Below are 23,373 nucleotides of genomic sequence, written 5' to 3'. Positions count from 1 at the left end.
AAATCAGGAGTGCAGCAGCGAGCGCATGCGCAGCCATGTGAAACGCGGCAGGCCCATGAACGCACGAGTCATGAGGCCTGAGACGTTCAGACGGAGCCAAGGCGAGAGATAGGTCCACACCACCCAGGCCAGCGTGTAGGAAACCAGCGTGGCCCATGCCGCGCCGACACCGCCATGAGCGGGAATCCACAGCCTGTTCAACGCGGCGTTGACTGCGACGGCTACAATGACGGAAGGGAGGTTTGCGGCCAGCTTGTCTTCCACTGTCAGAACCTGCGTGCGGGCGATGCCAATTGCGTACGGAATGAAGGCCCAGGCATGTATACGCAGCATTTCAGAACTGCGGGAGAATCCAGTGCCGAATGCCATGGACATCCAGGGTGAGAGCAGCAGCAGTCCGGCAGCCACGGCGAAGGCGAGCATGACGGAGGCGGAAAAGTAATCGACCACGCTTTTTTCAAAGCGCTCGGCGGTGCTCTGGCGATCCTGCATCAGCCGCGGTAGAAACAGCGTGGCAAGTATGCCCGGCATGAAGTAGGCCATTTCAGAAACGCGCACGGCGGCACCGTAGATGCCGGCCTCCTCCGTGCCGCGCAGCCACTCGATCATCATGGTATCGAGACGGAAAAGCAGGATCAACGCAGCCTGGGAGGCAAGCTCCGGCCAAGAACGGCTGACGAGCGCGAACGCACGTGAGCATTGAAAGGCACCCCATTTGACGCTGCCGCCACAACGATGGAAGACGAGTGCACAGAGGGAGATGAAGATCCAGCCTTCCAGCGCATACGTCAGGGCAAAAAACCACAGCGGTGCCCGATACCAGATGCCCGCCGCAATGCAGGCGGCACTGACGATGAAGCCGGTAAACTGGGCGATGACGGACTGCGACACACGCCCATGAGCCTCCAGCCAGGAGAGGATTTCGGTGGCGGGATTGGTAAGCAACTGCAAGCCGTAAACGACGAGCAGCAGCGTTCCTTCCGGTTTGCGCCAGCCGATCCATGCGATCAGACCGGCGAAGAGAGATGCGGAAACGATGAACCGGGCCGTGATCGTGATGCCGAGCACGGCGGACTGGTCTGTGCCCTTCTTCATGAGTTCGCGGACGGTATAGCGGGCGAAGCCGAGTTCGCCAATGCTCGAGAGAACTGACACAGCTGCCATGGCGACGGCTATCTGGCCAAAGCCACTGCCACCGAGATAACGCGCGAGCGCGCAGGTGAGCATGAAGCTCAACACAAGGCGTACCACGCGCAGCGTCGTCGCCAGCGAGAAGGTTTTGAGGATGTGACTGCCAGCGGCCATGAAGGACGCAAAACGCGGGCTTTAAGCCGCCGCGAAGCTTTGCTCCGCCACATCGCAGAGGAGATGCCCGATGAGAAGGTGGCATTCCTGAACGCGTGCGGTGATGGAGGAGGGGGCTTTGAAACTCAGCCTGGCTTCAGCCGCGCAATCTGCGCCTTTTTCGCCGGTGAAGGCGATGGTGACACAGCCGCGCTTGTTCGCAGCCTGAAGGCCGAGAAGAACGTTTTTGCTGGTGCCTGAGGTGGAGATGCCGAGCACGACATCGCCCGGCTGAGCGAGCGCTTCGATCTGGCGTGAGAAGACAGTGTCGTAGCCGAAATCGTTGCTGTGAGCCGTGAGGATCGAAGTGTCGGTGGTCAAGGCGAGACCCGCCATGGCAGGGCGGTTGATGCGGTAACGCACGACGAGTTCGGCAGCGAGATGCTGCGCATCGGCGGCGCTGCCACCGTTGCCGAAGAAGATGATTTTCTTCCCATCCTTGAGCGCGGTGAGCCAGGCGGCGGCAAGTGGAGCGATCTGATCACCCATCGCACTCAATTTGGCGATAGCGTCTTGATGCTCGCTGAGATGTGTTTTGAAAAGAGAGGCGAATTCGGTGCTCATTTGGATGAGAAGGCTGCCAGCAACTCGTCTGGCGTCAATGTGGCGGTGCCGAGCTTGCCAACGACGATGCCGCTGGCGTGGTTCGAGATATCAGCGGCTTCGCGCAGGCTGTGGCCGCTGGCGAGAGCGAGTGTGAGCAGGGCGATGGCGGTGTCGCCAGCGCCTGAAACATCGAAAACTTCACGCGCACGCGTCGGGATGTGATGAGGGGGCTGTCCACGCTCAAACAGCATCATTCCCTGCTCCCCCAGGGTGACGAGGACACTGGCGACGTTCCATTTGGCGAGCAGCACGCGGCCCACTTCGAGGAGCTCGTTGTTTTCGAGCGGAGCTTCGGTCAGCAGATGATCTTCGAGACCGGCAGCGGCAAAGGCTTCGAGGCGGTTTGGCTTCACCAGCGAAACGCCGGCCCAGGGCAATGGATTGCGCGGAGATGGATCGACGGTGACGATGAGCTTGTGCTCGGCGGCGATCTTCGCGACGAGCTGCATGAGCGGCTCTGTCATGAAGCCCTTGCCGTAGTCTTCCAGAATGATGGCGTCGAGGTTGGGGGCCAGATCACGCAGGCGCTGCTCCACCTCGATGAGTTCGGCATCCGTCAGTGGCAGCAGTTTTTCGCGATCAACACGAACGATCTGCTGCTGGCGGGCGGAGACGCGTGCTTTGGAGATCGTGGGCAGTGTTTCATGCACCAGCAGCGGGGCGGGATCGACCTTGTCCTCGATCAGGAGGGAGCGGAGCTTGTCCGCTGCCATGTCCTTGCCGACGCGGCCCATGAGATGGGTGTTTGGCGAGAAGGGCGAGATGTTGCGGGCGACGTTGGCGGCACCACCGGGATAGAATTCCTCACGGGTAACCTCCACGATGGGGACGGGCGCCTCCGGCGAAATGCGGCGGACGTGGCCCCAGATGAAGTGATCGAGCATGACATCTCCCACCACGAGGATGCGGCCTTGCGCGAGGCGTTGGAGATGATCGCGAGTGAAGGTCATTTGCGGCGGCGTGTGCGGACGGCGGCGGCGAGTTCGTCGAGCATCCCTACCGTGGTCTCCCAGGAGACACAGGCATCGGTGATGCTCTGGCCATAGGTGAGGGGCTGGCCGGGCTTGGTGTCCTGGCGGCCTTCGACGAGATGGCTTTCAATCATCACGCCGGTGATGGCGGTGCTGCCTGCGGCGATTTGTTCGGCCAGTGAAGCAGAAGCGATGGGCTGCTTGCGGTAGTCCTTGAGACTGTTGCCGTGGCTGCAGTCCACCATGACGCTGGCGGGCAGGCCACGTGCGGTGAGTTGGTCTGCAACGGTCTTGATGGAGGCGGCATCAAAATTTGTCCCCGCTTTGCCACCACGCAGGATGACATGGCAGGCGTTGTTGCCCTTGGTGTTCACGATGGCGGCGACGCCGTCCTTGGTCACGGAGAGGAAGCAATGCTGGCCTTTGGCGGCCTCGATGGCATCCAGCGCGACCTGAATGCCGCCATCGGTACCGTTTTTGAATCCCACGGGCATGGACAGGCCGGAGGCGAGCTGGCGGTGCACCTGGCTTTCCGTGGTGCGTGCCCCGATGGCGCCCCAGGCGACCACATCGGCGATGTACTGCGGGGTGATCACATCCAGGAACTCTGTGCCGGCAGGAACGCCGCGTTTGGTGAGCTTGATGAGGAGATCGCGTGCGCCACGGAGGCCTGCGTTAATATCGAAGGTACCGTCAAGATGCGGATCGTTGATGAATCCCTTCCAGCCAACGGTGGTGCGCGGCTTTTCAAAATAGACGCGCATCACAATCTCGAGATCGGCCGCGTATTTCTCGCGTGCCTGAATGATGTGCTGGGCGTATTCGAGCGCCGACTTGGTGTCGTGAATTGAGCAGGGCCCGACAACGACGAGGAGGCGGTCATCCTTCAGAGTCAGGATGGCTTCGGCACGTTTGCGCGAGTCTTCGATGAAGGCGGATTCCAGCTCCCCCAGGCGGAACTCATGCATGAGCAGAGCGGGCTGGATGAGGGGAAGGATTTCAGCGACGCGAAGGTCGTCAGTGGGGTGGGTTTGGCTCACGGCAAAAGGGGGGGCAAAAAGCGGGCGCGCAGAATGGAGGAAACTGGCGGCAGTGGAAACCGAAAGTTCAGCGAAGATGCGAAATCTCAGTCATGCGGCAAGCTGCCGCCCGTGGTGCCCATCTCTCAGGCACCACCGCAGGTCGATGGATTTCGGGTGCGCACAGGACGCAGGCTGTGATGCCAATTGTGGGTCTCCACTCATAGCAAATATGCCAATTACGGAAATTTTGCATGATTTAGGTATTTTAGCAAAGCTAAATATCCGGCAATCCTTCACGAAACACCTGTGCGAGGCTCTCGGATTTGCTGCGTGAACAAGAAAAAAGGCGGTCGTTGCCGACCGCCTTTCGTGAGTTGTTGAAGGAACTAGCTCTTAGAGGTCTTCACCCACGGCGTAACGCACGAAGCGGCGCACGACGAGGTTTTCGCCCAGCTCGGTGATCTTGCCTTTGATCAGATTCGCGATGGTGATTTCGGGATCTTTGATGAAGGCTTGTTCGAGCAGGCAGTTGTCGGCATAGAATTTCTCCATTTTGCCGTCCACGATTTTGTCCACGATGTTCGCGGGCTTGCCTTTGACCAGTTCGGCACCGATCTCGCGCTCCTTGGCGACGAGGTCCGCTGGGACGTCTTCGCGCGTGAGGTAGCGAGGGTTCGAGGCGGCGATGTGGAGGGAGATGTCCTTCACGAGGGCCTGGAAGTTGTCATTGCGGGCGACGAAGTCGGTTTCGCAATTCACTTCGATGAGCACACCGATGCGGCCGGCCATGTGGATGTAGGAGGCGATGATGCCTTCCTTCGTCTGGCGGTCGGCCTTCTTCTCGGCCTTGATGGTGCCGCTTTTGCGGAGGATTGTTTCAGCCTTCTCAAGGTCGCCGGCGGCTTCCGTGAGGGCTTTTTTGCATTCCATCATGCCTGCGTTGGTCTTTTCACGCAGGGTCATGACGAGTTTAGCGGAGATTTCAGCCATGTGTCGGTTGGGGGGTGAAAGGGATTACTTCTTGGCTTCAGCAGTGGCGACGATGACGGGGTCGATCAGCTTCTGCAGGATGATGCGGATGGAGCGGATGGCGTCGTCGTTGGCGGCGATGGGGTAGTCGATGATGTTCGGGTCGGCGTTCGTGTCCACGAGGGCGACGATCGGGATCTTCAGACGGCGGGACTCATGAACGGCGATGTGCTCGCGGGCGGAGTCAACGATGACGACAGCGTCAGGGATCTTGCCCATGTGACGGATGCCGCGCAGGTTGCGCTCAAGCTTGATACGCTCGCGGTTGAGGCCGGCAAGCTCCTTCTTGGACATGAGCTTGAACTCAGGCTTGCTCTCGATCTCTTCGAGGTAATTGAGACGGGCGATGCTCTTCTTGATCGTCTCCATGTTGGTGAGAGTGCCGCCCAGCCAGCGATGATTGACATAGTACTGACCGCAAGCTTCGGAGGCCTGCTTCACGGCTTCCTGAGCCTGGCGTTTGCAGCCGACGAACAGGATTTTTTTGCCGCGGCGAGCGAGGTCGGCCAGGAATTCAGCGGCCGTGTCGATCTGCTTGACGGTTTCCTCGATGTTGAGGATGTGAATCTGGTTTTTGGTGCCCATGATGAAATTCTTCATCTTGGGGTTCCAGCGCTTGGTTTGATGTCCGAAATGGACTCCGGCTTCGACGAGCTCGGCGAGGATCTGTGTTGACATGTATTTGGTATCTAAGGGGCCTGTCTTCCGCACGTTTTGGGGGCAAAACGCTCAGCCACAAGGGCTGATCCGGTCGAACGGGCTTTGGTTTGAATCCTTTGGCCTGACCAACATGGCCCGGCAAAAGGGGCGCGATGTTACCGGCATCCCCAGCTACGGCAAGCAGTTTTTCTCCTGCGGAATCGCCACAAAGAGACGGTTTCCCCGGGGGCAGCGACAAAAACGAGCCGCCTAGGACCGCCTGCGGCGCATCCATAGTGGTAGGATTCCCAGCAGCAGGAGCAAAGCGCGGGAGGGTTCAGGAACGACGACCGCGGTCAGCGATCCGCTGCCGCTGAAGTCGAGGATCTGCCAGGTGAGGCCATAAGTGCTGAGATCAGGCAGGTCCAGATTGCCCTCGTTGCCGATGTTGGCCCCCGTGCGGTTGTTGGTTCCGATGCTGAAAACGGAGGTGGTGCCGGTGTCGAGCACCGTGTTCCAGTCCAGCAGCACGAAGGTGTCGCCAAGGGTGGGATTGTAGGTGTCGCCCTTCACCACGATATTGCTGTTGCCGTTCAGGGTGAGCGCGCCGCCAATGAGAATTTTGTCAGAGGCGAGGGTGGACGTTCCGCTGGAGCCCGTGATCTGGAGTTCGATCACGGTGGTGGCGGTGACCGGGGTGAAGATGAGCTCGCTGGTGGTCAGTGTCCCGACTGCGGTGCCGCCGGCGTCACCAGGCCGGACGGTGCCCTGAGTGACGGTGGTGGTGCCTTGAACCTGGCCTGTGCCGGAAAGCACCGCGTCGGCACCATTGAGAATGATCTGGCCAGTGCCTGTCTGGCCACTGCTGGAGGCACCCACTTGAAGATTGCCCGCTGTGACGGTGGTGGTGCCGGTTTGTGTGCTGGTGCCGCTGAGCACCAAGGTACCTGCACCTGTCTTGTTCAAAGCGCCTTCTCCACTGAGAGAGCCGCTGACGGTCAGGGTCTGGCCGGAAGCGACATCGAGGGTGCCACCGTTGCTGCCGAGAGTGATGTTGCGCTTGGCGCTGCCGCCGTTGTCGAGCGTCACCGAGGAGGTGGCGGAGAGGGTGCCGCCATTAAGATTGACCGAGGCACCCGTGGCGACGGCCCCGAGGTTGGCATTGCTGCTGATGCTGGTGGTGCCGCCATTGAGATAGGTGGCACCGGTGTAGTCATTGGTGCCGGAGAGGATCAACTGGCCGCCACCGCTTTTGGTGAGGCCGACCGCACCGGTCAGAGTGGCGTCCAGAGTAAGAGCGGCGCTGGTGTTGTTTTGGATGATGATGATGTCCTGGCCGTTTCCAGAAGTGATGGAGCCACCGGTGATGCGGGTGGCATTGCCGGCGACGGTCGGGGTGACTAGAATGCCGCCGCTGTCGATGGTGTGGGTGCCGTTGAGGGTGAGCGTCGTTGGGGTCGTACCATTGTTGAACCGGATGCTGCCGACGGTGACGTTGGCATTGAGGGTGAGGCTGGAGGTGAGGTCGAGATTGGTGGACGCGGTCGTGGCAGCGGTATTGGAGTAAGAGCCAGCGCCCAGAGCGACGATCTTGCCACCACTGAAGGTGGCCCAGTCTGTGGTATTGCTGAGGGTGGCACCGCCATTGGTGGTCAGGTAAGTGGCATAGCCGCCGATGATGCCGGAGGCGGTGTTCGTTCCTGTGGCGGCGATGCCCGAGGTGCCGCTGCCATTGGCACTGAAGGCCACGGTGCCACCGGTTTCACGCGTCACAGAGCCGAGGGTGAGCAGCATTACGCCTCCTCCCACGCGGATTTGGTTCACCACGGAAGATCCCGCGCGGATGGTCACTCCGTTCAGAGTCTGGGAGTTTGGCCCCGATGTGCTCTGCTGCTGCAAAAACGTGCCGCCGCCAAGGATGAGGGCAGAGCCGGGATCGATGATGTTGCTGGTCGGTGGACCACTGCCGAAGAGAATCTTCAAGGTGCCGCCATTGACGGTCGTTGCCCCCGTGTAAGTCTGGGCGGTGCTGAAAGTCTGAATTCCTGCTCCCACCTTGGTGAGGGCGCCGGATCCGCTCAGGATACCGGAATAGGTTTGTGATGTGCCGTTGTTTCCGATGATGAGTGTCACGGCTCCTGAGGCGTTGTCGGTGAGCGCGAGGTCGGTCGTGCCACTGAGGCCGCCGAAGGTGAAGGTGTGGCTGGCGACGGATGCATCGAACACGAGGCCGGCACCGCCCGTGATGACGGTGCTGCCCTGCAAGGCGAGGCTGTGGGTGAGGACGAGACTGCCCGAGGTGACGGTGGTGGCTCCGGTGAAGGTGTTGGCTCTCGAAAGAGTGAGCACAGAGTCTGCCGCGCCATTGAGGGTGAGGGCCAGCGCGCCGGTGCCGCCATTGCGCAAGGTGCCGGCATAGGTGTTGGTGATGCCGGAGCCGAGGGAGACGGTGAGAGTAGCGGCGGTGGTGGAGCCGTTTTCCACAGTGGCAGTGCCAGGTGTGGTGGCATCCGTGCGCAAGCCGGTGACGGTGAAGCTGTTGCCGTTGAGCTGGAACTTGGTGCCAGAAGTTGCGGCTGCACCAAAGAGGAGCGCGCCATTGGCCGTGCCGTAGGCGGCGTTGCTGCCGGGAGCACCGAGTGTCAGGATGCCGCCTGCATTAACGGTGAGCGTTCCGCCAAAATTGATCGTAGCGGTGCCGGAGCTGCCGCCATTGGCCTGCGGAGAGAGGTAGGTGCGGGTACCCGCAGAAACGTTGATCGCATTGGCCAAGGTGAGCGAGCTGCCACGGGCCACGCCGACCTGAAGAGTGCCCCCGCTGGCCTGAATGGCGCTGGTTCCTGCGGAACCCGCATTGAGGAGCAGCACGGTGCCACCGCTGAGCGAAAGGCCGTTGGTTATCGTGTTGGCCGCAGAAAGCGTCAGCGCGCCGCTGGTGACGTTCAGATCGGTGAGAGTGATGGTGCTGGCCAAGGTTTGGATGGCTCCCGAGACAGTCAACCTGCCACTGCCGGTGAAAATCCCGCTGTAGCTTTGGGCCCCGGAAGTAAGGGTCAGCGTCTGCCCGGTGGCAAGATTCACCACACTGAATGCGGCGGTGCCGCCACTGAGCGCACCGATGATTTCGCTGGTCTGAACATCCAAAGTGTTGGAGGACGATCCGATGCTCATGGCGACGAGCCCTGTGTCCGCAATGGCAGAACCGCCCGTGATCTGGAGCGTGGATGCAGTGACTGTCGTGGTTCCGGCATAGGTGTTGGCTCCCGAGAACACCAGGATACCCGCCCCGCTGATCGTCACACCACCTGCTCCGGAAATGTTCCCATTGATGGCGAAGATGCTGCCAGTGCCAAACGCGCTCAAGGTGGCTGTCTTCCCGCTGGCGATGGTGATGTTTCCCAGCCAGGTGACTGATGAAGTGACTGCAGTGCTGATGTTGGTGTTGAGTCCGCTTGAGTTGACGAAGTTCAGCGTGGTGCCGGAGGCGTAATTATAATTGGTGGAACCGCTGAGGTTCTGCCGGATGTCGAGACCACCGCCAATGGTGTTGACGTTGATGGTGGCGAGGCCGTTCAAGGCACCGCTGTTTTCCAGCAGGGTGGCGTTGGAGGTGTTCGCATTGAGAGTACCTCCACCGTTGAACGATGAGTTGTTCAGCCAGATGCGCGTGCCGGTGAGGGTGACGGAGCCGGTGGCGATCAGCGCGGTGGAAATGGTGGGGATCACGCCGGTGATGTTGTTGATGATGGCTCCATCGCTGAGCGTGATGGAGGTGCCGCCGCTGAGCGTGACAGCGCCTTCTTCAAAATAGAGTCCGTTGGCAGACTGTGCGCCGCTGACGGTGATGGTCCCAGTGGTGCCATTGGTGCCGGCGGAAAAGTGGAGATCGTTGCTGCCGTCTGTGGTGCTCTGAAAGGTGTTGCTAACACCGGCTGGATCGGTGTTCCAAAAGAGACTGCTGCCCCAAGTGCCGGTGGCTGCACCGGAGCCGTCGGCGGTGCCGTTGGTATCCCAGTAGAGGTCGTTGGCAGCCTGCAGCCTGCCATTGAGGCAGAGCATGACGCTCCAGGCGATGGCTGTCATGAAACACCGATTCAGACACGGACCCAGAACACGCAGCGAGAACGCTGGGGCCTGAAGAGAAGTGACTGAAGATGAAAAATGGGAGACGGCAGCTGGGGTGGAGGCGGCTTTCAAATCAAGGAGGTTTTTTTCAGACATGCGTCTGAATGAGGGCTCCTGACATACGCCAAGACACCGTCCGTTTCGACAGCAAAAAGGCCCTCGACACTAGGAAAAAGCGCCAGTTTAGACAGACCTTTAAAACAAACTAGCGCCCACCATTACACCAGCTTGGCCAGAGCGTCCGGCAGGGGCAGAACGAAGTCCATTTTTTCCTCGGTCGCGGGATGGATGAAATGAAGCTCGCTGGAGTGGAGGCCGAGGCGTCTGGCGGGATCGGTGGTGGCACCGTAGGGCTTGTCTCCCACGATGGGATGGCCCATGTCGGAAAGATGGACACGGATCTGGTGGCGCCGTCCGGTTTCGAGCTTCAGCTCGACGAGCGTGGTGTGATGCGTGCGCTTGAGCACTTTGAAATGGGTGATGGCCTCGCGGGTGTCCTCATCCGGCGGAACGCTGCGGACGCGCAGGGAGAACTCTTCATTGAGATGGCAGCGCAGGGTGCCGGAATCCCGTTTGATGACGCCTTCGGTGATGGCGAGGTAGGTTTTGTCAAAAAGGTGCCAGTTCTGCTGCAGGATGCGCTTGAAAGGCTCAGTTTTGGCAAAAACGATGAGTCCGGAGGTGTCGCGATCCAGACGATGGACGATCCAGACGCGGTTGCGGACATCGGTGCCGCGCACGTGGTCGGTGAGTGCGGCATAGGCGGTGCGGCCACTGCCGGAATCCGTGGCCACAGTTAGCCAGCCTGCGCCTTTGTTCAGCACGATGATGGCCTCATCCTCATACACGATGCTGAGACCGGCAGGCAGGGGCTTGACATTGGCACGCGGGGCGCGCTCCACCTTGATGGTGATCTTGTCGCCGGGCTTGAGCTTGTGGTCGTGGCGGGTCACGGCGTGGTCATTCACGCGGACGCTGCCGTATTTGAGCCACTGCTTGAGGCGCGTACGCTTCATGTCCGGCCAGTTTTCGAAAAGAAAAGGCAGGAGTTCGGTGGCTGCGGTGACGGTGCGTTGCTCAGGCATGGGGTCACATGCCACGGAAAAAAGATGCTGGCTAAGGAAAAGCGGGATGGCACGTTCCTGCTGAGCTCAAAAACGCGCCTTCCATGTCCCTGCTCCGCCCTTCCCTGATCGTTCCATTCCTAGCTGTCTCATCCGTCTTTGCGGCGGATTTCCAAAAGGACATCCAGCCCATTCTGGAGCGGAACTGCTATGAGTGCCACAGTGAGAAAACCGGGAAAAAGAAGGGGGGCTTTGTCTTTGACGACCTGAAGACCTTCAAAATGGACATCGCTGACAACGACGTGGCGCAGATCCGCCCGGGGAAACCTTCGGAAAGCCATTTCCTCGAAGTCATCGTCAATGACGGCAAGAACCACATGCCGCCCAATGAAAACCTTTCCGGTGCGGAGATCAAAAAGATCACGGAATGGATCAGTGAAGGGGCAAGCTTTGACAAGGATGCGCCGAAACTGGCCCCGACAGCGGTCAAAAAATCACTGCCACCGATCATGAGCTGGACCAGCACCGAAGGCAAAACGATCAAGGCGGGCTTTGTGCGCCTGGAGGGTGAATACGTGGTGCTGCGCATGCCTGCCAACGGCAAGGAGGCATCCGTGGCGCTGACGAGGCTGTCCGAGGCCAGCCAGAAGCTGGCGCGTGATTGCGCAGCGCCTTGAGGTCACATTTCAGCCAGGGCGTCACTCACGGCGGATTCCAGGGGGCGGGAACCGCTGCCGCCGAGACGTTCGTCGAGAGCTTCAAGACGCTGGATGAGATCCGCCACGTGCTTGCGTGGATACATGCCCCCGGCTTCGGCACAAAAGTGGGTGCGGCAGCCAAAGGGGCGGTTTTTGTAGATAGTGCAACGGCCATCGCGACCCAGCAGGGGGCAGGCGCCGTCGGGATGAGGTTTGAGCGCCTTGCGTCCGCTGGCACGGACTCCCTGGGCTGCATACAAAGCCTCCCCACGGGTGAGCATGGGGGTGTGACCTGCCAGCCGGAAGTGGCAGCAACCGGTGCGCATCTCGCACTGTCGGGGCAGCGGCCGACGCTCCAGCTCGGCGTAAATCGCCTCGATTTCATGGCGGTGGTCTGGCTTTGGTGGTTTCATGCGGGGGGGGACATGCAGCATGGCTGCGCTGGCAGGGGTGGCACGCGATTTTTGCAATGCGGCATTTTGAGATTTGAGATTTCCCATTCCGCCCCCATCGTACGAGCCCGTGATGCTTCTGCAGTCCAGTTTTCGCGTCATCCGGGGTCATCAACCACCTACTAGAGACACCTGAATCACGCATGAGTCTGCCTGAAATCGCCGGACATGAATTGCAGGACCTAGTCGGCAGCGGGCGGTGTGGTGCCGTGTACCGGGCGGTGTCCGCCAACGGCAAAGCCTGTGCCGTGAAGGTGTTTAGTTCGATGGCGATCAATCGCAAAGCGCTGGCGACGGCCTTCCGCGCCTTGCAGCAGATGCCGCACCATCGCGGTGTGCTGCCGGTGGAAAGCTACAGTTTTGACAGAACGCCCTACTTTTGTGTGATGCCGCTGGTCGGCGTGATGACGAAGGACAGCCATGGCCGCCGTCAGTGGCAGACACCGACGCTGGAATCCGCCTGCAATGGCCTGCCACCGGAGCAGGCCTGGCGCCACATCTATGAAGTCGCCGATGCCCTCTCCTGGCTGCACAAGCACGGCATTCCGCATGGCAACCTGCGCCCGTCGAACATCCTGCTGGAGGACGATGCGGAGTCTTCGATCCGCCTCACCGACATCGCTCAGGGCTGGGTGGGGGGGATTCATCATCTCGAATTGACGGATCACTTTGTGCATCTCTGCCCCGAACAGGCGGAAAACCCGGATGGGGTGTTTGCAGGCTATGGTCCGTCTTGGGATGTGTACAGCTTTGGTGTGCTGGCATATCGCCTGCTCAACGGCACTCTGCCGCGCGGTGCGGACATGTGGGCGAGCGAGGTGGAACGTGCCCAGCAGCAGGCGGCATTGGGGCTGGCCGTACAAGTGAACAGCAATGCTTTGCTGGCCGCCGTCAAAGCGCAGCCTAAAATCTACTGGCCGCAGGAGGCCCAGTCCAAATGGGAGGAGCGCCGCCGCAGCATCATCGAGCGGGCCTTGGATCTGAACCCAGCAGCGCGCTGGGCGGACATGCGCGAGATTGTGCGTGAGTTTGAGGTGCTGGAAAGCGACTACCTGCTGGAAGAATCGCGTGAGCAGACCGTGCGCGAGCGTCAGAAGCAGGCCAAAAAGGTGCTGACGTGGCAGACCACCGCCATTTCCCTGCTGGTCATTTTCGTGCTCTGCTTTGTTTACGCCTTCAGGACCCAGCGAAACCTGAACAAGGCGGAAAACACCATCTCCAACATCAATGAGGTGCACAAGATGGAAAGTGATGCGCTTCACAACCGCATCGACCTGCTGACCAGTGAGCGCGACAACGAGCACAGCGCCAAGGCTGTGGCGGATCAAAATCTGCAGAATTCGCAGAACGCGGTGGACCAGTTCCTCACGCAGCTGCTGCAGACCCCCACGGGCAATGAGATGGAGGCCAGCTTTCAGAAGGAGCAGCTGCATGACGCACTGGCCTACTGCATGCGCGGGCTCCCTGCTCTGGAACAATCCCCCACGCTCGGAGTGGAAAGGCTGCGTGCGTATGGCAACATCGGCCAGCTGCACCTCAAGCTGCGCAACAGCGTGCAGGCGGTGGTTTACCTCACCAAGGCGCGTGATCAGGCCGCTGAATTGATCCGTAAAGCAACCGGAGAAGGAGCCCAGACCGCACTTTACCAGCAGTGGCTGGGCCGCTACAGCCTGCTGCTCTCCGACATCCGCGGACGCGAGGGCCGCCATGTGGAATCCCTCACCCTGCTCAAGGAAGCCACGGTCAATCTGGACAAGGGCCTGGCGGCTGATCCGAAAAACCGCCTCGCGCGGAATGAATGCGCCCGTGCATGGCTAGAATATGGCCTGCGCACGCTGCGCAATGGAGATGTGGCCGACTCCGAGCAGGCGCTGGCGCGAGTGCCGACGATTCTCGATGCCAAGATGATCGGTCACGACCTGATCAACGACGAAAAATTCATCCTCGCACGGGCCAAGTTTGCCAAAGGCATCAGCCAGCGTGATGCGGGCAAGGTCGAGGATGCGCTCAACACGCTGATCGATTCCGTGAAGGACATGGGAGAGCTGGTGCTCGGCAGCAGCCCGCGCAACCAGGACCAGGCGTTGCTGCTGGCGGAGGCCTACACCGAACTGGCAGAACTGATTGGTCGTCATTTCAGTGGCTCGGATGCCAAGGAGGCGCACAACCAGGCGGTCCCAATCCTGCTGGAACTCAATCGTCTGCTGCCTGAGTGGGGCGAGGTGAAGTACCTGCTTGCCCGCAATTACGGTGCCCTTGCTTCGCTATCACGCGATGCTGGCAACCCGGCTGAGGCAAGCAAGAAGAAGCAAGATGCCATCGAGCTGGTGAACGAAATCCTCGCGGATGACAAGGAGAATGTGCGCTACGGCTTTCTGCTGGCCAAACTGCGCGGCGAATACGCCGAACTGCTCGCTGACACTGGCAAGACTTCCGCTTCACTTCCGATTGCGAAGCAGGCCGTGGAATCTCTCGAATCACTCATCAAGGCGCAGCCTGCCAATGACAACCTCACCCCGGAGCGACGCATGTGGGCCAGCCAGCTGGCGCAACTCTATGGCTCGCTGGGTCACACCAGCGAGAGCGCCGGCAAAAAGACCGAAGCCAAGGCTGCCTTTGCCAATGCCGTGGCGATCTGGGAAAAACTCGCCGCCGCAATTGCCAATGACGAGGCCATCCAGACGGGCCTCAACTGGAGCCGGGGCCGTCTCGCGAAGCTGAAATGAGCCTTGATGAAAAACAGCAGTCGCTCATCGACGACCTGAACATCATTCACGACCCGCATGAACGTCTGAACGCCGTCGTCATGCGCGGGCATGCGGTGAAACTGAATGAGGCGCAAAAAACTGAAGCAAATCTTGTGCCCGGCTGCGTCTCGCGCGTCTGGCTGCATGGTGAGCTCGTGAATGGCCGCACACGCTTCCTCTGCGATGCCGAATCCCCCATGGTGAAAGGTCTCGCCGCGCTGCTGTGCGAATTGTACACCGACGCCGAACCTTCCGAAGTCGCTGCGGTCGAGCCTCGTATGTGGGAAGCATGTGGTTTCACCAAAATGCTTTCGCCCACGCGTTTGAACGGACTGGCCAACATGCGCCTCAGGATCCGCGACATGGCGAACCAGTTTATCACTTCCAACTCGTCCCTCTAAGCATGCTGCGCCTGCAAAACTTCCATGGTGCTGAACTGGCACCGCATCTCGATGCGCTGGGTGAACTGCGCATCGCGGTGTTTCATGAGTATCCCTATCTGTATGCCGGCACACTGGAGCATGAGCGTGAGTATCTTGGAACCTATGTGAGGTCCAGCGGCAGTCTGGTGGTGCTGGTGTTTGATGAGGAGCGGGTGGTGGGAGCGACGACGTGCCTGCCAATGGTTGATGAAGGGCCTGAATTTCAAGCGGCGTTCGTGCAGGCTGATTACGATCTCTCCACCATCTGCTACTTCGGTGAATCGATCCTGCTGCCCGCCTATCGAGGCCAAGGCATTGGCAAAGAGTTCTTCGTACGACGTGAAGCCCACGCTCGAAAGCTGGGCATGAAATGCAGCACGTTCTGCGCGGTGGACCGCCCTGCCGAGCATCCTCAGCGCCCGCAGGGCTATCGGCCGCTCGACAAGTTTTGGGGCAATCAGGGTTATGAAAAGCATCCGGAGCTGCAGGCGACGTTTGTGTGGAAGGAGATCGGTGAAGAGACCGAATCTCCAAAGACATTGACGTTTTGGATAAAGGAACTGGCGTGATGGCGCGAGCTAGGGCTTGGGCCAGTTCAACTGTTTGTGCAGGAAGTTAAAAGTCCCCTGCCCATTGATGGTGTGGCCACCGTTGAAGAACTCGATTTCGGTTTTTTCCTCCATGCCAAACTGGGCGTAGAGCCAGCGGGTCTTGGCATATTCATAGGCGACCCAGGGATCGATGGAGACGCCGTCGTGATGACCGCGCTCGACCATGAACGGCCGTGGGAACATGAGGTAAGTGAGCTCGGCGTAGCTGAAGGTGCTGCCCATGTTGAAATAGGGCATCTCCCACTCGTCCGTGAACATGAAGCTGTGCTTGTCCTCGGTGGTGGCAACCTTGCGGGTCCAGTCGTTGAAGTCACCGGAGCAGATGGAGAGGCAGTAGCCGTCGAGCAATGGCGGAATGCGCACAGCAGATTCCCCGCCGTAGCTGAGACCGTAGAAGCCGATGCGTTTGGCATCCACCTGCGGGAGATCAGCGAGCCATTTGAGCCATTGCTGGTGATGCCGCAGCATGACGGAAAACATGGAGGTTTTCACTGTGTTGCCTTTGCGTGAGAGGGTGCGGTACTGCTCCTCTTCCTTGTACAAATTATGCGGGGCGAGGGTGATAAAACCGCGCTCAGCGAGATGGGCGGCAAAGTCGTGATACGCGGGCTTGTCGCCTTCGATCACGTCTGATGGAATGCCATGGCGTCCATGCTGACAGACGACGACGGGACGCTTCTCTCCGGGCTGCAAATCTTTGGGCAGAAGAAGAACTCCCCAGGCGAAACCTTCACCACCGACATCCAGCACGACTTCGTAGCCCGTCCATTTTGGTTTGTCGTAAATCTTGCGCGTGCGTGGCTTCGGCGTGGGCAGCGGCGTGTCAATCCTGCCGATCACTTCGTCCCAGAACGTCTTGCGGAAGTCTTTGGTCGCAGCAATGAACTTGTCGGGCTTTTTGTCGGCAAATTGGGCGTAGGTCCAGGCATCATTACGAAACTCCGGCATGGCCTTGAAGAGGAAGAAATCATTTCTGACCTGATCCGATCCCCGTATCAAGCGCTGCACATGGGCCTCGATTTCCTTCATCTGAGCAAACTGGCGCACGGCAGGCAGATAAGTCTGGCGCAGGTTCTGGGGCAGCTCTTTGGACAGCGCCATGTTCGTCTCGGTCTTGAGCAGCTTCGCGAGGGCGTTAGCCGCAGCAGCATCACCGCGTACGAGTGAACGACGTTGAAGGCTGGCCGGCACCAGTGAATCAATGCGCAGATACTCCTCCTCCACCTCGTCAAACTCGGGCGTGCTGAGCTTGCCTGGTGCAGCCTGGCCTTTTTTGCCCTTGGGCTCGGGAGGACCATCCACATTGGGTTCTTCCGCATACTGAATGACGAGTCCGCGTGGAGCGATGAGTGAGGCGATTTCGGCGTCGCCAAATTCGGCGAGGAGGCCCCACACGTTGCGATACAGAGGCTCGCGCCAGGTGCGCTGGCGTGATTTGAAGTAACCGCTCACCAGTGCAGCGTCGATGCGCGGATCCACAGCGGCTGCGTACATGGCGATGAGCCCGCCTTCGCCATAACCTGCGATGCCAATCTGCTCGTTGCGATGGATGTTGATCCAATCCACCAGCGCCAGCACCTTCTGCACTTCGTAGCCGATGATGTGCCGGCCCATCATGTAGGCCTGCCGGTGAATCCATTCACGATGCGGCATGTTCGTCATGAGGATCTCCGGATTACCTGAGCCTGCATCACTGCGATTGATCAAGACCGGCACGATGACGGCGAAGCCATTTTCCACGAACCGACGGGCGATCTGCGCCTCTGGCGCCACACCCGAAGTCAGACCAGCGATCTGCTCCGGTGTCTGATCGGCATCCGGCAGTGCGATGATGTAGCCGCGAGGCTTGCCTTTCGGTTCCAACAGCAGGCCTTCTCCCGAGACTTGCTCCAACACCGGCCAGCGAACCTGGTAGATGCGGTAGGTTTTCGTCTTGCCCACCAGCGCCAGGTTTGTCTCATCCCCGTAACGTTCAAGGGCCACAGGCACACGCTTGTCCTTGAGGCCGATGATGTGCTTGAAGTGTTCACGATTCACGTGGACCGACTCCGCATAGGCTTGCGGAGACGAGACGTTGCGGTGCCAATGCTGCGCGCGCGTTTTCAGCGAGTCGGCAATCAGCTGGTCCATGTCCTCCAGCGCTGCAGCGTGCATCTGCTCGGAGATGTCACCTTTCTTGATCAGAGGCTGTGTCTCAGGCAGTGTCTCAGGCTGCTGAGCCAAGAGGCGTGCACCCAGCAACAGGGCAGCAAGAACGAGCGGTAGTTTCATGGAGATGAATCAACGCTCATCATGCCAGTCTTGCAAGCATGGTGGAAATGAGAGCAGTCTTACTTATAGGTGGCGTTTGCCCGATGGGCGGGAGTGGAATACCACTGGACCATCTCATGACCGGACCCAGTCATCTTCACATGTGATGGACTTGATCACCTTCGCAGGAATGCCCGCAGCAATGCTTCGTGCGGGAATGTGCCCGCGCACAATCGCCCCCGCCGCGATAACCGAGTGATCTCCAATGGTCGAGCCTGGAAGAACCATGACACGAGCTCCGAGCCATACGTTTTTCCCAATGGTGATGCTCTCCAACCTGACGGGCTCCGAGGGCTCAACCGCGTGAAAATCAGTGTCATACAGCACCACCCAGTCGGCGATTTTTGTATTCGGCCCGATGGTGATGCCCGTCGAGCAGCAGATGTTTACTCCATCGTTGATAAAGCAGCCATCACCGATGCTTAACCTGGCGTCTTTAAAAACATCGATCCTTGTCTGGGTACGAAACGATCGAAAGCAGACACCGCTCCCCAGATGAAATGCCCCCTGGTTGCGTATTACAGGCCAGCGGCCATCCACATAACCTCGTCCAGGTGTGCCCACGTTGTTGATTTGGCAGTATCTGGCGAAGAAGAGATTTCGAACCTTGTTAAGATACCGTTTCATGGTCGGAAGACTGCCTGGGTGGTCGGTTGGATTGAAAGGACAGATTCCTGCCCCCCTCTTCAACGACAGGACCACCGGCTATTTTTCCGGAACACGCCAAGTCACTATTTATAGGGCCTTTTTAGAAAGAGCCTATCTCGGTCTTCTGATTCAAGTGCCGGTCCAGCTCATATTTCCCGAGCGCCAGCGCCCCGAGCAGCCCTGAGCGTGCGCCCAGGCCGGGAGAGACGATGAAGTCATCGATGCTGCGGCCTAGCTCGGGGATGCGGAGGTAGCCGTTGTTGAGCCTGTGGAGCTGGCCGCGGATGAGCGGAAGGATGTGCTCCTGGCTCATGACACCACCACCGAGAATGATGCGTTTGGGCGAAATGCTGAGCGTGAGGTTCATCAGCGCATGAGCCATGACATCAGCAACCTCTTCCCAGGCAGGATGGTCGGGTGGCAGCGCGTCCGCTTTGACACCCCAACGAGAGGCGAGAGCGGTGCCGCTGACGTAGCCTTCAACGCAGCTTTTGTGAAACGGGCAATGGCAGGCCTGCTGAATCGCGGAAGAGTTGTGAGGTGGTGGCACCAGGATGTGGCCAATCTCAGGATGCAGCGCACCGTGCAGCAGCTGACCGTTGATCAGCACTCCGCCACCGACCCCCGTACCAACGGTGATGTAAATGAGCGGATCCGTATCCTGCCCGGCACCCCAGAGGTATTCACCGAGTACGGCGGCGTTCACGTCAGTGTCCCAGGCGATGGGCACGTGGTAGCGGTCGTGCAGCTTGGACACGATGTTGGTGAACTGCCAGCCGGGTTTTGGCGTGGTGGTGATGTAGCCGTAGGTTTCGCTTTTTTTGTCGAGGTCGATCGGGCCGAAAGAGCCGATGCCGATCGCGGCGATGGAGCCGTACTTCGACTTGGCCATCGAGAGGAAGCGGGTCACTCCCGCGAGGGTGTCTTCCGGCGTGGTGGTGTCAATGCGCGTGACGTCTCGGACATCGTGAGGGCCGGTGCCGACCGCGCAAACGAACTTGGTGCCGCCGGCCTCAATAGCGGCGATGAGGGGGGCTTCTTCGCTCATGAGTGTGGCCGCACGGCGGCGGAGTCACGAATGCCGAGACTGGAGTAGATCTCGCGCGTGGCGTGGGATTTGTTCAGGGTATAGAAATGGATGCCATCGACGCCGTGATCGAGCAGATCATGGCACTGCTCGGTGGCGTAGTGAATGCCGACTTTCTGCACGGCGGCTTCGTCACCACCACAGCGCTGGATGGCGCGGAGGAGCTTGGCGGGGTAGCGAGCACCGGCCGCGAGTTCCGCCATACGGCGCATGCCTGAGGCGCTGGTGATCGGCATGATGCCGGCGATGATCGGGATGTTGATCCCGGCCAGTTGGCAGCGTTCGCGGAAGTCGAAGAAGTCGTGATTATCGAAGAACAGCTGCGTGCAGATGTAGTCCGCTCCGGCATCGACCTTTGCCTTGAGATAATCCATCTCCAGCACGCGGTTCGGCGTGGTTGGATGACCTTCAGGGAATCCGGCGACACCGATGCCAAAGCCACGTTTGTCGGGGTGCGCGCCGCTGTCGTTGAACTTTTTGATGAAGGCCACAAGGTCGGCGGCATGCTGGAAGGCGTCTTTGGCACGGTCGTAGTTGGCAAGATTCTTGGGCGGATCTCCGCCGAGGGCGAGGATGTTGCTCACGCCCGCCTTCGCGTAGCGTTCGAGGATGGCGGCAATGTCCGCCTCGCTGTGGCAGACACAAGTGAGGTGCGGCACCGCATCGAGACTCGTGGTGGTTTTGATGCGCACGACAAGATCATGCGTGAGCTCGCGTGTGGAACCGCCTGCGCCGTAGGTGACGCTGACAAACGAAGGTTTGAAAGCCTCGAGTTCGCCGATGGCCTGATACAGCGCTTCAAAGGCCTCGGCGCTCTTCGGCGGGAAGAACTCAAACGAGAGTGTGGGACGCTGGTCTTGGAGGATGTCGGCGATGTGCATGTCGATGGTGCGCAGTTCTCAGCTAATTCAGGCGATGTGCTCGCCTTTGAGGACGTCTTCGAGGGTCTGGCGTTCGCGCACGACGGTGGCCTTCTCATCATCGACCATGATTTCAGCAGGCATTGGGCGTGTATTGTAGTTCGAAGCCATGGTGAAACCATAAGCTCCGGCGCTGAGCACCGCGAGGTATTCGCCCTCTTTGACGAGAGGGAGCTCGCGGTTCTGGGCGAGGAAGTCGCCGGATTCACAGATCGGACCGACCACATCGACTTTCTCGACGGTGGCGTTTGCTGGCTGCTTGAGGGGCACGATTTGATGCCAGCCTTCGTAAAGTGTCGGACGGATGAGGTCATTCATGCCAGCATCAACGATCTTGAAGACTTTGGCAGAGCCGCGCTTCTCATAGAGCACTTTGGTGAGCATGACCCCGGCGTTGCCGACCATAAAGCGGCCGGGTTCGCAAAGAATGCGCAGACCGAGCGGTTCGAGGTGCGGCACCACGGCTTCGGCGTAGGCCTGAATGGTGAGCGGATGGACTTCGGCATTTTCCTGCCACCAGGCTGAGTCACCGGAGTCGAGGCTCTGCTTGTAGTTGATGCCGATGCCACCGCCGATGCTGAAGAATTCAATGCCGTAGCTCTTTTTCACCTGGGTCACGAGGGGGATGACCTTCTGCACGGCTTCCAGGAAAGGATCCACATTGGTGAGCTGCGAACCGATGTGCATCTGCAGACCTTTGATGATCAGATTCGGACAGTCGGCGGCCACGCGGGCATAGACGTCGATGATCTGGTCGAAATCGATGCCGAACTTGTTCTCGCTCTTGCCGGTGGTGATCTTGGCGTGCGTCTTCGCATCGACATTAGGATTCACGCGGACGGCGACGGGGGCCTGCATGCCGAGCTCGCCGGCGACCTGATTGATGTAGTGCAGTTCCGCCTCTGATTCGGCGTTGAAGCAGTAGATGCCCTGCTTGAGGGCGTATTCGATTTCGTCGCGAGTTTTGCCGACGCCGGCAAAGGTGCATTTGGCGGGATCGCCACCGGCCTTAATGACACGGTAGAGTTCGCCAGCGGAGACGATGTCAAAGCCGCCGCCGAGTTTGGCGATGGTGTTGAGCACGGCGAGATTCGAATTTGCCTTCACCGCAAAGCAGATCAGGTGATCCAGCTTGGCCAGAGCAGCGTCCAGACGGGTGTAATGTCCGGCGATGGTGCTCTTGGAATAGACATAGAGCGGCGTGCCGTATTTCTCGGCAAGGGACTGAAGGGGGACGTTTTCGGCAAATAACTGGCCTTGGTGGTAGCGGAAGCTGTGCATAAGCGGGCGGCGTAAATAGGCGGGATTCACGCCTGCGCAACCCCGCTAAGGTTCATCCTTGGTGCATTTCCACGAGTTTTCTTCCGGAGGACAGCATCTCCACGAGCCACAGACGCATGGCTTTGAAGCCTCGCAAGAGCGCCCCGTCCATGACTTCCTGGCAGCCGAAGTGCCGGGCGATCGTGTCTTCCAGCCTGCGGTAACGAGGCAGCAGAATGAGAGTACTGCGAACCGCAGCGCACTCTGAAGCTGGGCGCTGAGCCAGTGAGGGATGCAGCAGTCCTTTGCAGATGACCATGTTTGTGTCTGCCAGAGCAATGCGTCGCTCAGGCAATACCAGCCACGGGTGATAGGTCAGAACGGCACAGCCTGCGGGGTCCTGTTTCAGCCTGACCAGCGTACGCACGGGCACGCCCTCGGTACGGCGTGCCAGGAAGCCTTTCACGCCCGTTTCCACATCGGCGACGGTGGCGCGTTTGTTGAGCAGAAAATCGCTGCCCATGAGGGTGCCGAAAAGGGTGAGGCGAAACGACCAGCCTGCGAAGAGCAGGCCGATGAGAATCAGCAGAAGGGAAACCGCCGCACCGGCATACGGATGAATTATTGTGCTACCGGCTACCAGGGCGATGAGGCCAAGTTTGGCGATTTTGAGGCCCGCATCGACGATGCCAAAGGGAGAGAGAGCGATGAGGACATTGAGAGCGTGCGAACTGAGCCAGACGACGCCGAAAGCCATGACGGCGACGGGAATGGAAATCCAGGGTGTGTGCACGCCAAAGTCAAGGACGCTGGCCAGCGGCATCACGGCCAATCCTGAATCCGCCAGCGCATTCATGGCCTGCGGCTCCCCCTTGTTAAAGTGAGCCATGGCGAGTGCTACCAGAGGCACGAAGCCGACGCTGGCGACGAGGGCGCTGACCTTGTTTTCGAACAGCTCAAGGAAATCGAGGGGCTTTTTGACCAGCGGTGGAGCAGCGGTGCCGAGGAAGTCTTTGAGAAAGCAGATGAGGATCAGCGCCAGACCTGTGCCCCAGACTCCTGGGTGGCAGTACCAAGGCAGGCGATGGCGCAGATGGGGCTCGGTCTTGTAGAAGGTCCATACGCCCATGGCGCTGACACCCAGCAGCGGGCTGATGGCGACGCCAGTAATTTCGGAGATGCCTTCCGACAAAGAAACGCCGGGCAGCAGCATGGATTCACGCAGCAGTTTGTCCGGTGCAGTCTCGGCAGCTTTGAGCAGTGGACTGCCCACCACGGCAACGAGCACCATGACAAACAAGCAGCGGCGAAACAGGGTATTCATGACAGGTGTGGGTTGGTTACGTCGCATGGCCAATGCAACCCGCCCATGATGCACTGGAATCCGCCGCAGGCGCTGACAAAAAATCACGCTGTGT

General features: G+C 59.6%; 19 protein-coding genes. 4 read left to right on the top strand and 15 right to left on the bottom strand.

The genetic code is table 11. From position 1 onward, the window contains the following. Nucleotides 1-3 precede the first annotated feature (3 nt). From AC3RLQ_RS26745 to AC3RLQ_RS26710, 8 genes are all read right to left on the bottom strand, one after another. Nucleotides 4-1,305 (bottom strand): flippase, encoded by a 1,302-nt coding sequence (locus AC3RLQ_RS26745; RefSeq protein WP_493031727.1) that lies wholly within the window; start codon nucleotides 1,303-1,305, stop codon nucleotides 4-6. A 21-nt stretch (nucleotides 1,306-1,326) separates the two neighbouring features. Beyond that, nucleotides 1,327-1,908, bottom strand: a complete 582-nt coding sequence (locus AC3RLQ_RS26740; protein WP_493031726.1) for an SIS domain-containing protein — start codon at nucleotides 1,906-1,908, stop codon at nucleotides 1,327-1,329. Beyond that, nucleotides 1,905-2,900: a bifunctional heptose 7-phosphate kinase/heptose 1-phosphate adenyltransferase gene (locus AC3RLQ_RS26735; RefSeq protein ID WP_493031725.1), complete on the bottom strand. Its 996-nt coding sequence runs from the start codon at nucleotides 2,898-2,900 to the stop codon at nucleotides 1,905-1,907. Before AC3RLQ_RS26735 ends, AC3RLQ_RS26740 begins: the two co-directional genes overlap by 4 nt. Further along, complete coding sequence (locus AC3RLQ_RS26730; protein WP_493031724.1) at nucleotides 2,897-3,961, bottom strand: 3-deoxy-7-phosphoheptulonate synthase; 1,065 nt, start codon at nucleotides 3,959-3,961, stop codon at nucleotides 2,897-2,899. The genes AC3RLQ_RS26735 and AC3RLQ_RS26730 overlap by 4 nt, the downstream gene beginning before the upstream one ends. A gap of 375 nt (nucleotides 3,962-4,336) precedes the next feature. Then, nucleotides 4,337-4,933, bottom strand: coding sequence for a translation elongation factor Ts (gene tsf, locus AC3RLQ_RS26725; RefSeq protein WP_493031723.1), 597 nt, complete (start codon nucleotides 4,931-4,933; stop codon nucleotides 4,337-4,339). 24 nt (nucleotides 4,934-4,957) lie between these two features. Continuing rightward, complete coding sequence (gene rpsB / locus AC3RLQ_RS26720) at nucleotides 4,958-5,650, bottom strand: 30S ribosomal protein S2 (RefSeq protein ID WP_422319933.1); 693 nt, start codon at nucleotides 5,648-5,650, stop codon at nucleotides 4,958-4,960. A 231-nt stretch (nucleotides 5,651-5,881) separates the two neighbouring features. Further along, nucleotides 5,882-9,694, bottom strand: a complete 3,813-nt coding sequence (locus tag AC3RLQ_RS26715; protein WP_493031722.1) for a beta strand repeat-containing protein — start codon at nucleotides 9,692-9,694, stop codon at nucleotides 5,882-5,884. Between the two features lie 260 nt (nucleotides 9,695-9,954). After that, the gene (locus AC3RLQ_RS26710; RefSeq protein ID WP_487683150.1) at nucleotides 9,955-10,821 is read right to left on the bottom strand and encodes an RluA family pseudouridine synthase; all 867 of its coding nucleotides are present in this window, start codon (nucleotides 10,819-10,821) and stop codon (nucleotides 9,955-9,957) included. 83 nt (nucleotides 10,822-10,904) lie between these two features. Between AC3RLQ_RS26710 and AC3RLQ_RS26705 the strand changes: the two genes are divergently transcribed. Beyond that, complete coding sequence (locus AC3RLQ_RS26705) at nucleotides 10,905-11,477, top strand: c-type cytochrome domain-containing protein (RefSeq protein WP_493031721.1); 573 nt, start codon at nucleotides 10,905-10,907, stop codon at nucleotides 11,475-11,477. A gap of 2 nt (nucleotides 11,478-11,479) precedes the next feature. Here the strand turns inward: AC3RLQ_RS26705 and AC3RLQ_RS26700 are convergent, their stop codons facing one another. Further along, nucleotides 11,480-11,911, bottom strand: coding sequence for a YkgJ family cysteine cluster protein (locus tag AC3RLQ_RS26700; protein ID WP_422319937.1), 432 nt, complete (start codon nucleotides 11,909-11,911; stop codon nucleotides 11,480-11,482). 182 nt (nucleotides 11,912-12,093) lie between these two features. Between AC3RLQ_RS26700 and AC3RLQ_RS26695 the strand changes: the two genes are divergently transcribed. The 3 genes from AC3RLQ_RS26695 to AC3RLQ_RS26685 are packed head-to-tail and all read left to right on the top strand — an operon-like array spanning nucleotide 12,094 to nucleotide 15,688. Further along, nucleotides 12,094-14,676: a protein kinase domain-containing protein gene (locus AC3RLQ_RS26695; RefSeq protein ID WP_493031720.1), complete on the top strand. Its 2,583-nt coding sequence runs from the start codon at nucleotides 12,094-12,096 to the stop codon at nucleotides 14,674-14,676. Further along, nucleotides 14,673-15,098, top strand: coding sequence for a SufE family protein (locus tag AC3RLQ_RS26690; protein WP_493031719.1), 426 nt, complete (start codon nucleotides 14,673-14,675; stop codon nucleotides 15,096-15,098). Before AC3RLQ_RS26695 ends, AC3RLQ_RS26690 begins: the two co-directional genes overlap by 4 nt. A gap of 2 nt (nucleotides 15,099-15,100) precedes the next feature. After that, nucleotides 15,101-15,688, top strand: a complete 588-nt coding sequence (locus tag AC3RLQ_RS26685; RefSeq protein WP_493031718.1) for a GNAT family N-acetyltransferase — start codon at nucleotides 15,101-15,103, stop codon at nucleotides 15,686-15,688. 9 nt (nucleotides 15,689-15,697) lie between these two features. Here the strand turns inward: AC3RLQ_RS26685 and AC3RLQ_RS26680 are convergent, their stop codons facing one another. The 6 genes from AC3RLQ_RS26680 to AC3RLQ_RS26655 form a co-directional block, all read right to left on the bottom strand. Next, complete coding sequence (locus tag AC3RLQ_RS26680; protein WP_493031717.1) at nucleotides 15,698-18,001, bottom strand: dienelactone hydrolase family protein; 2,304 nt, start codon at nucleotides 17,999-18,001, stop codon at nucleotides 15,698-15,700. Nucleotides 18,002-18,115: 114 nt separating this feature from the next. Beyond that, a complete protein-coding gene (locus AC3RLQ_RS26675) occupies nucleotides 18,116-18,667 on the bottom strand; it encodes an acyltransferase (RefSeq protein WP_493031716.1) in 552 nt (183 codons plus the stop codon). Between the two features lie 121 nt (nucleotides 18,668-18,788). After that, nucleotides 18,789-19,736 carry an ROK family protein gene (locus AC3RLQ_RS26670; RefSeq protein WP_493031715.1) on the bottom strand — a complete coding sequence of 316 codons (948 nt, stop codon included), beginning with the start codon at nucleotides 19,734-19,736 and terminating at the stop codon, nucleotides 18,789-18,791. Beyond that, nucleotides 19,733-20,656, bottom strand: a complete 924-nt coding sequence (gene metF, locus AC3RLQ_RS26665; RefSeq protein ID WP_395729992.1) for a methylenetetrahydrofolate reductase [NAD(P)H] — start codon at nucleotides 20,654-20,656, stop codon at nucleotides 19,733-19,735. Before metF ends, AC3RLQ_RS26670 begins: the two co-directional genes overlap by 4 nt. A 27-nt stretch (nucleotides 20,657-20,683) precedes the next feature. Next, nucleotides 20,684-21,976 carry a diaminopimelate decarboxylase gene (gene lysA, locus AC3RLQ_RS26660; RefSeq protein WP_422319945.1) on the bottom strand — a complete coding sequence of 431 codons (1,293 nt, stop codon included), beginning with the start codon at nucleotides 21,974-21,976 and terminating at the stop codon, nucleotides 20,684-20,686. 52 nt (nucleotides 21,977-22,028) lie between these two features. After that, nucleotides 22,029-23,279, bottom strand: coding sequence for a hypothetical protein (locus tag AC3RLQ_RS26655; RefSeq protein WP_493031714.1), 1,251 nt, complete (start codon nucleotides 23,277-23,279; stop codon nucleotides 22,029-22,031). Nucleotides 23,280-23,373 lie beyond the last annotated feature (94 nt).

The organism is Prosthecobacter sp. GW821-HT29F12, assembly GCF_058803405.1.
The sequence above is the reverse complement of the archived record's forward strand: the minus strand, read 5'-3'. Positions and strand labels throughout refer to the sequence as shown.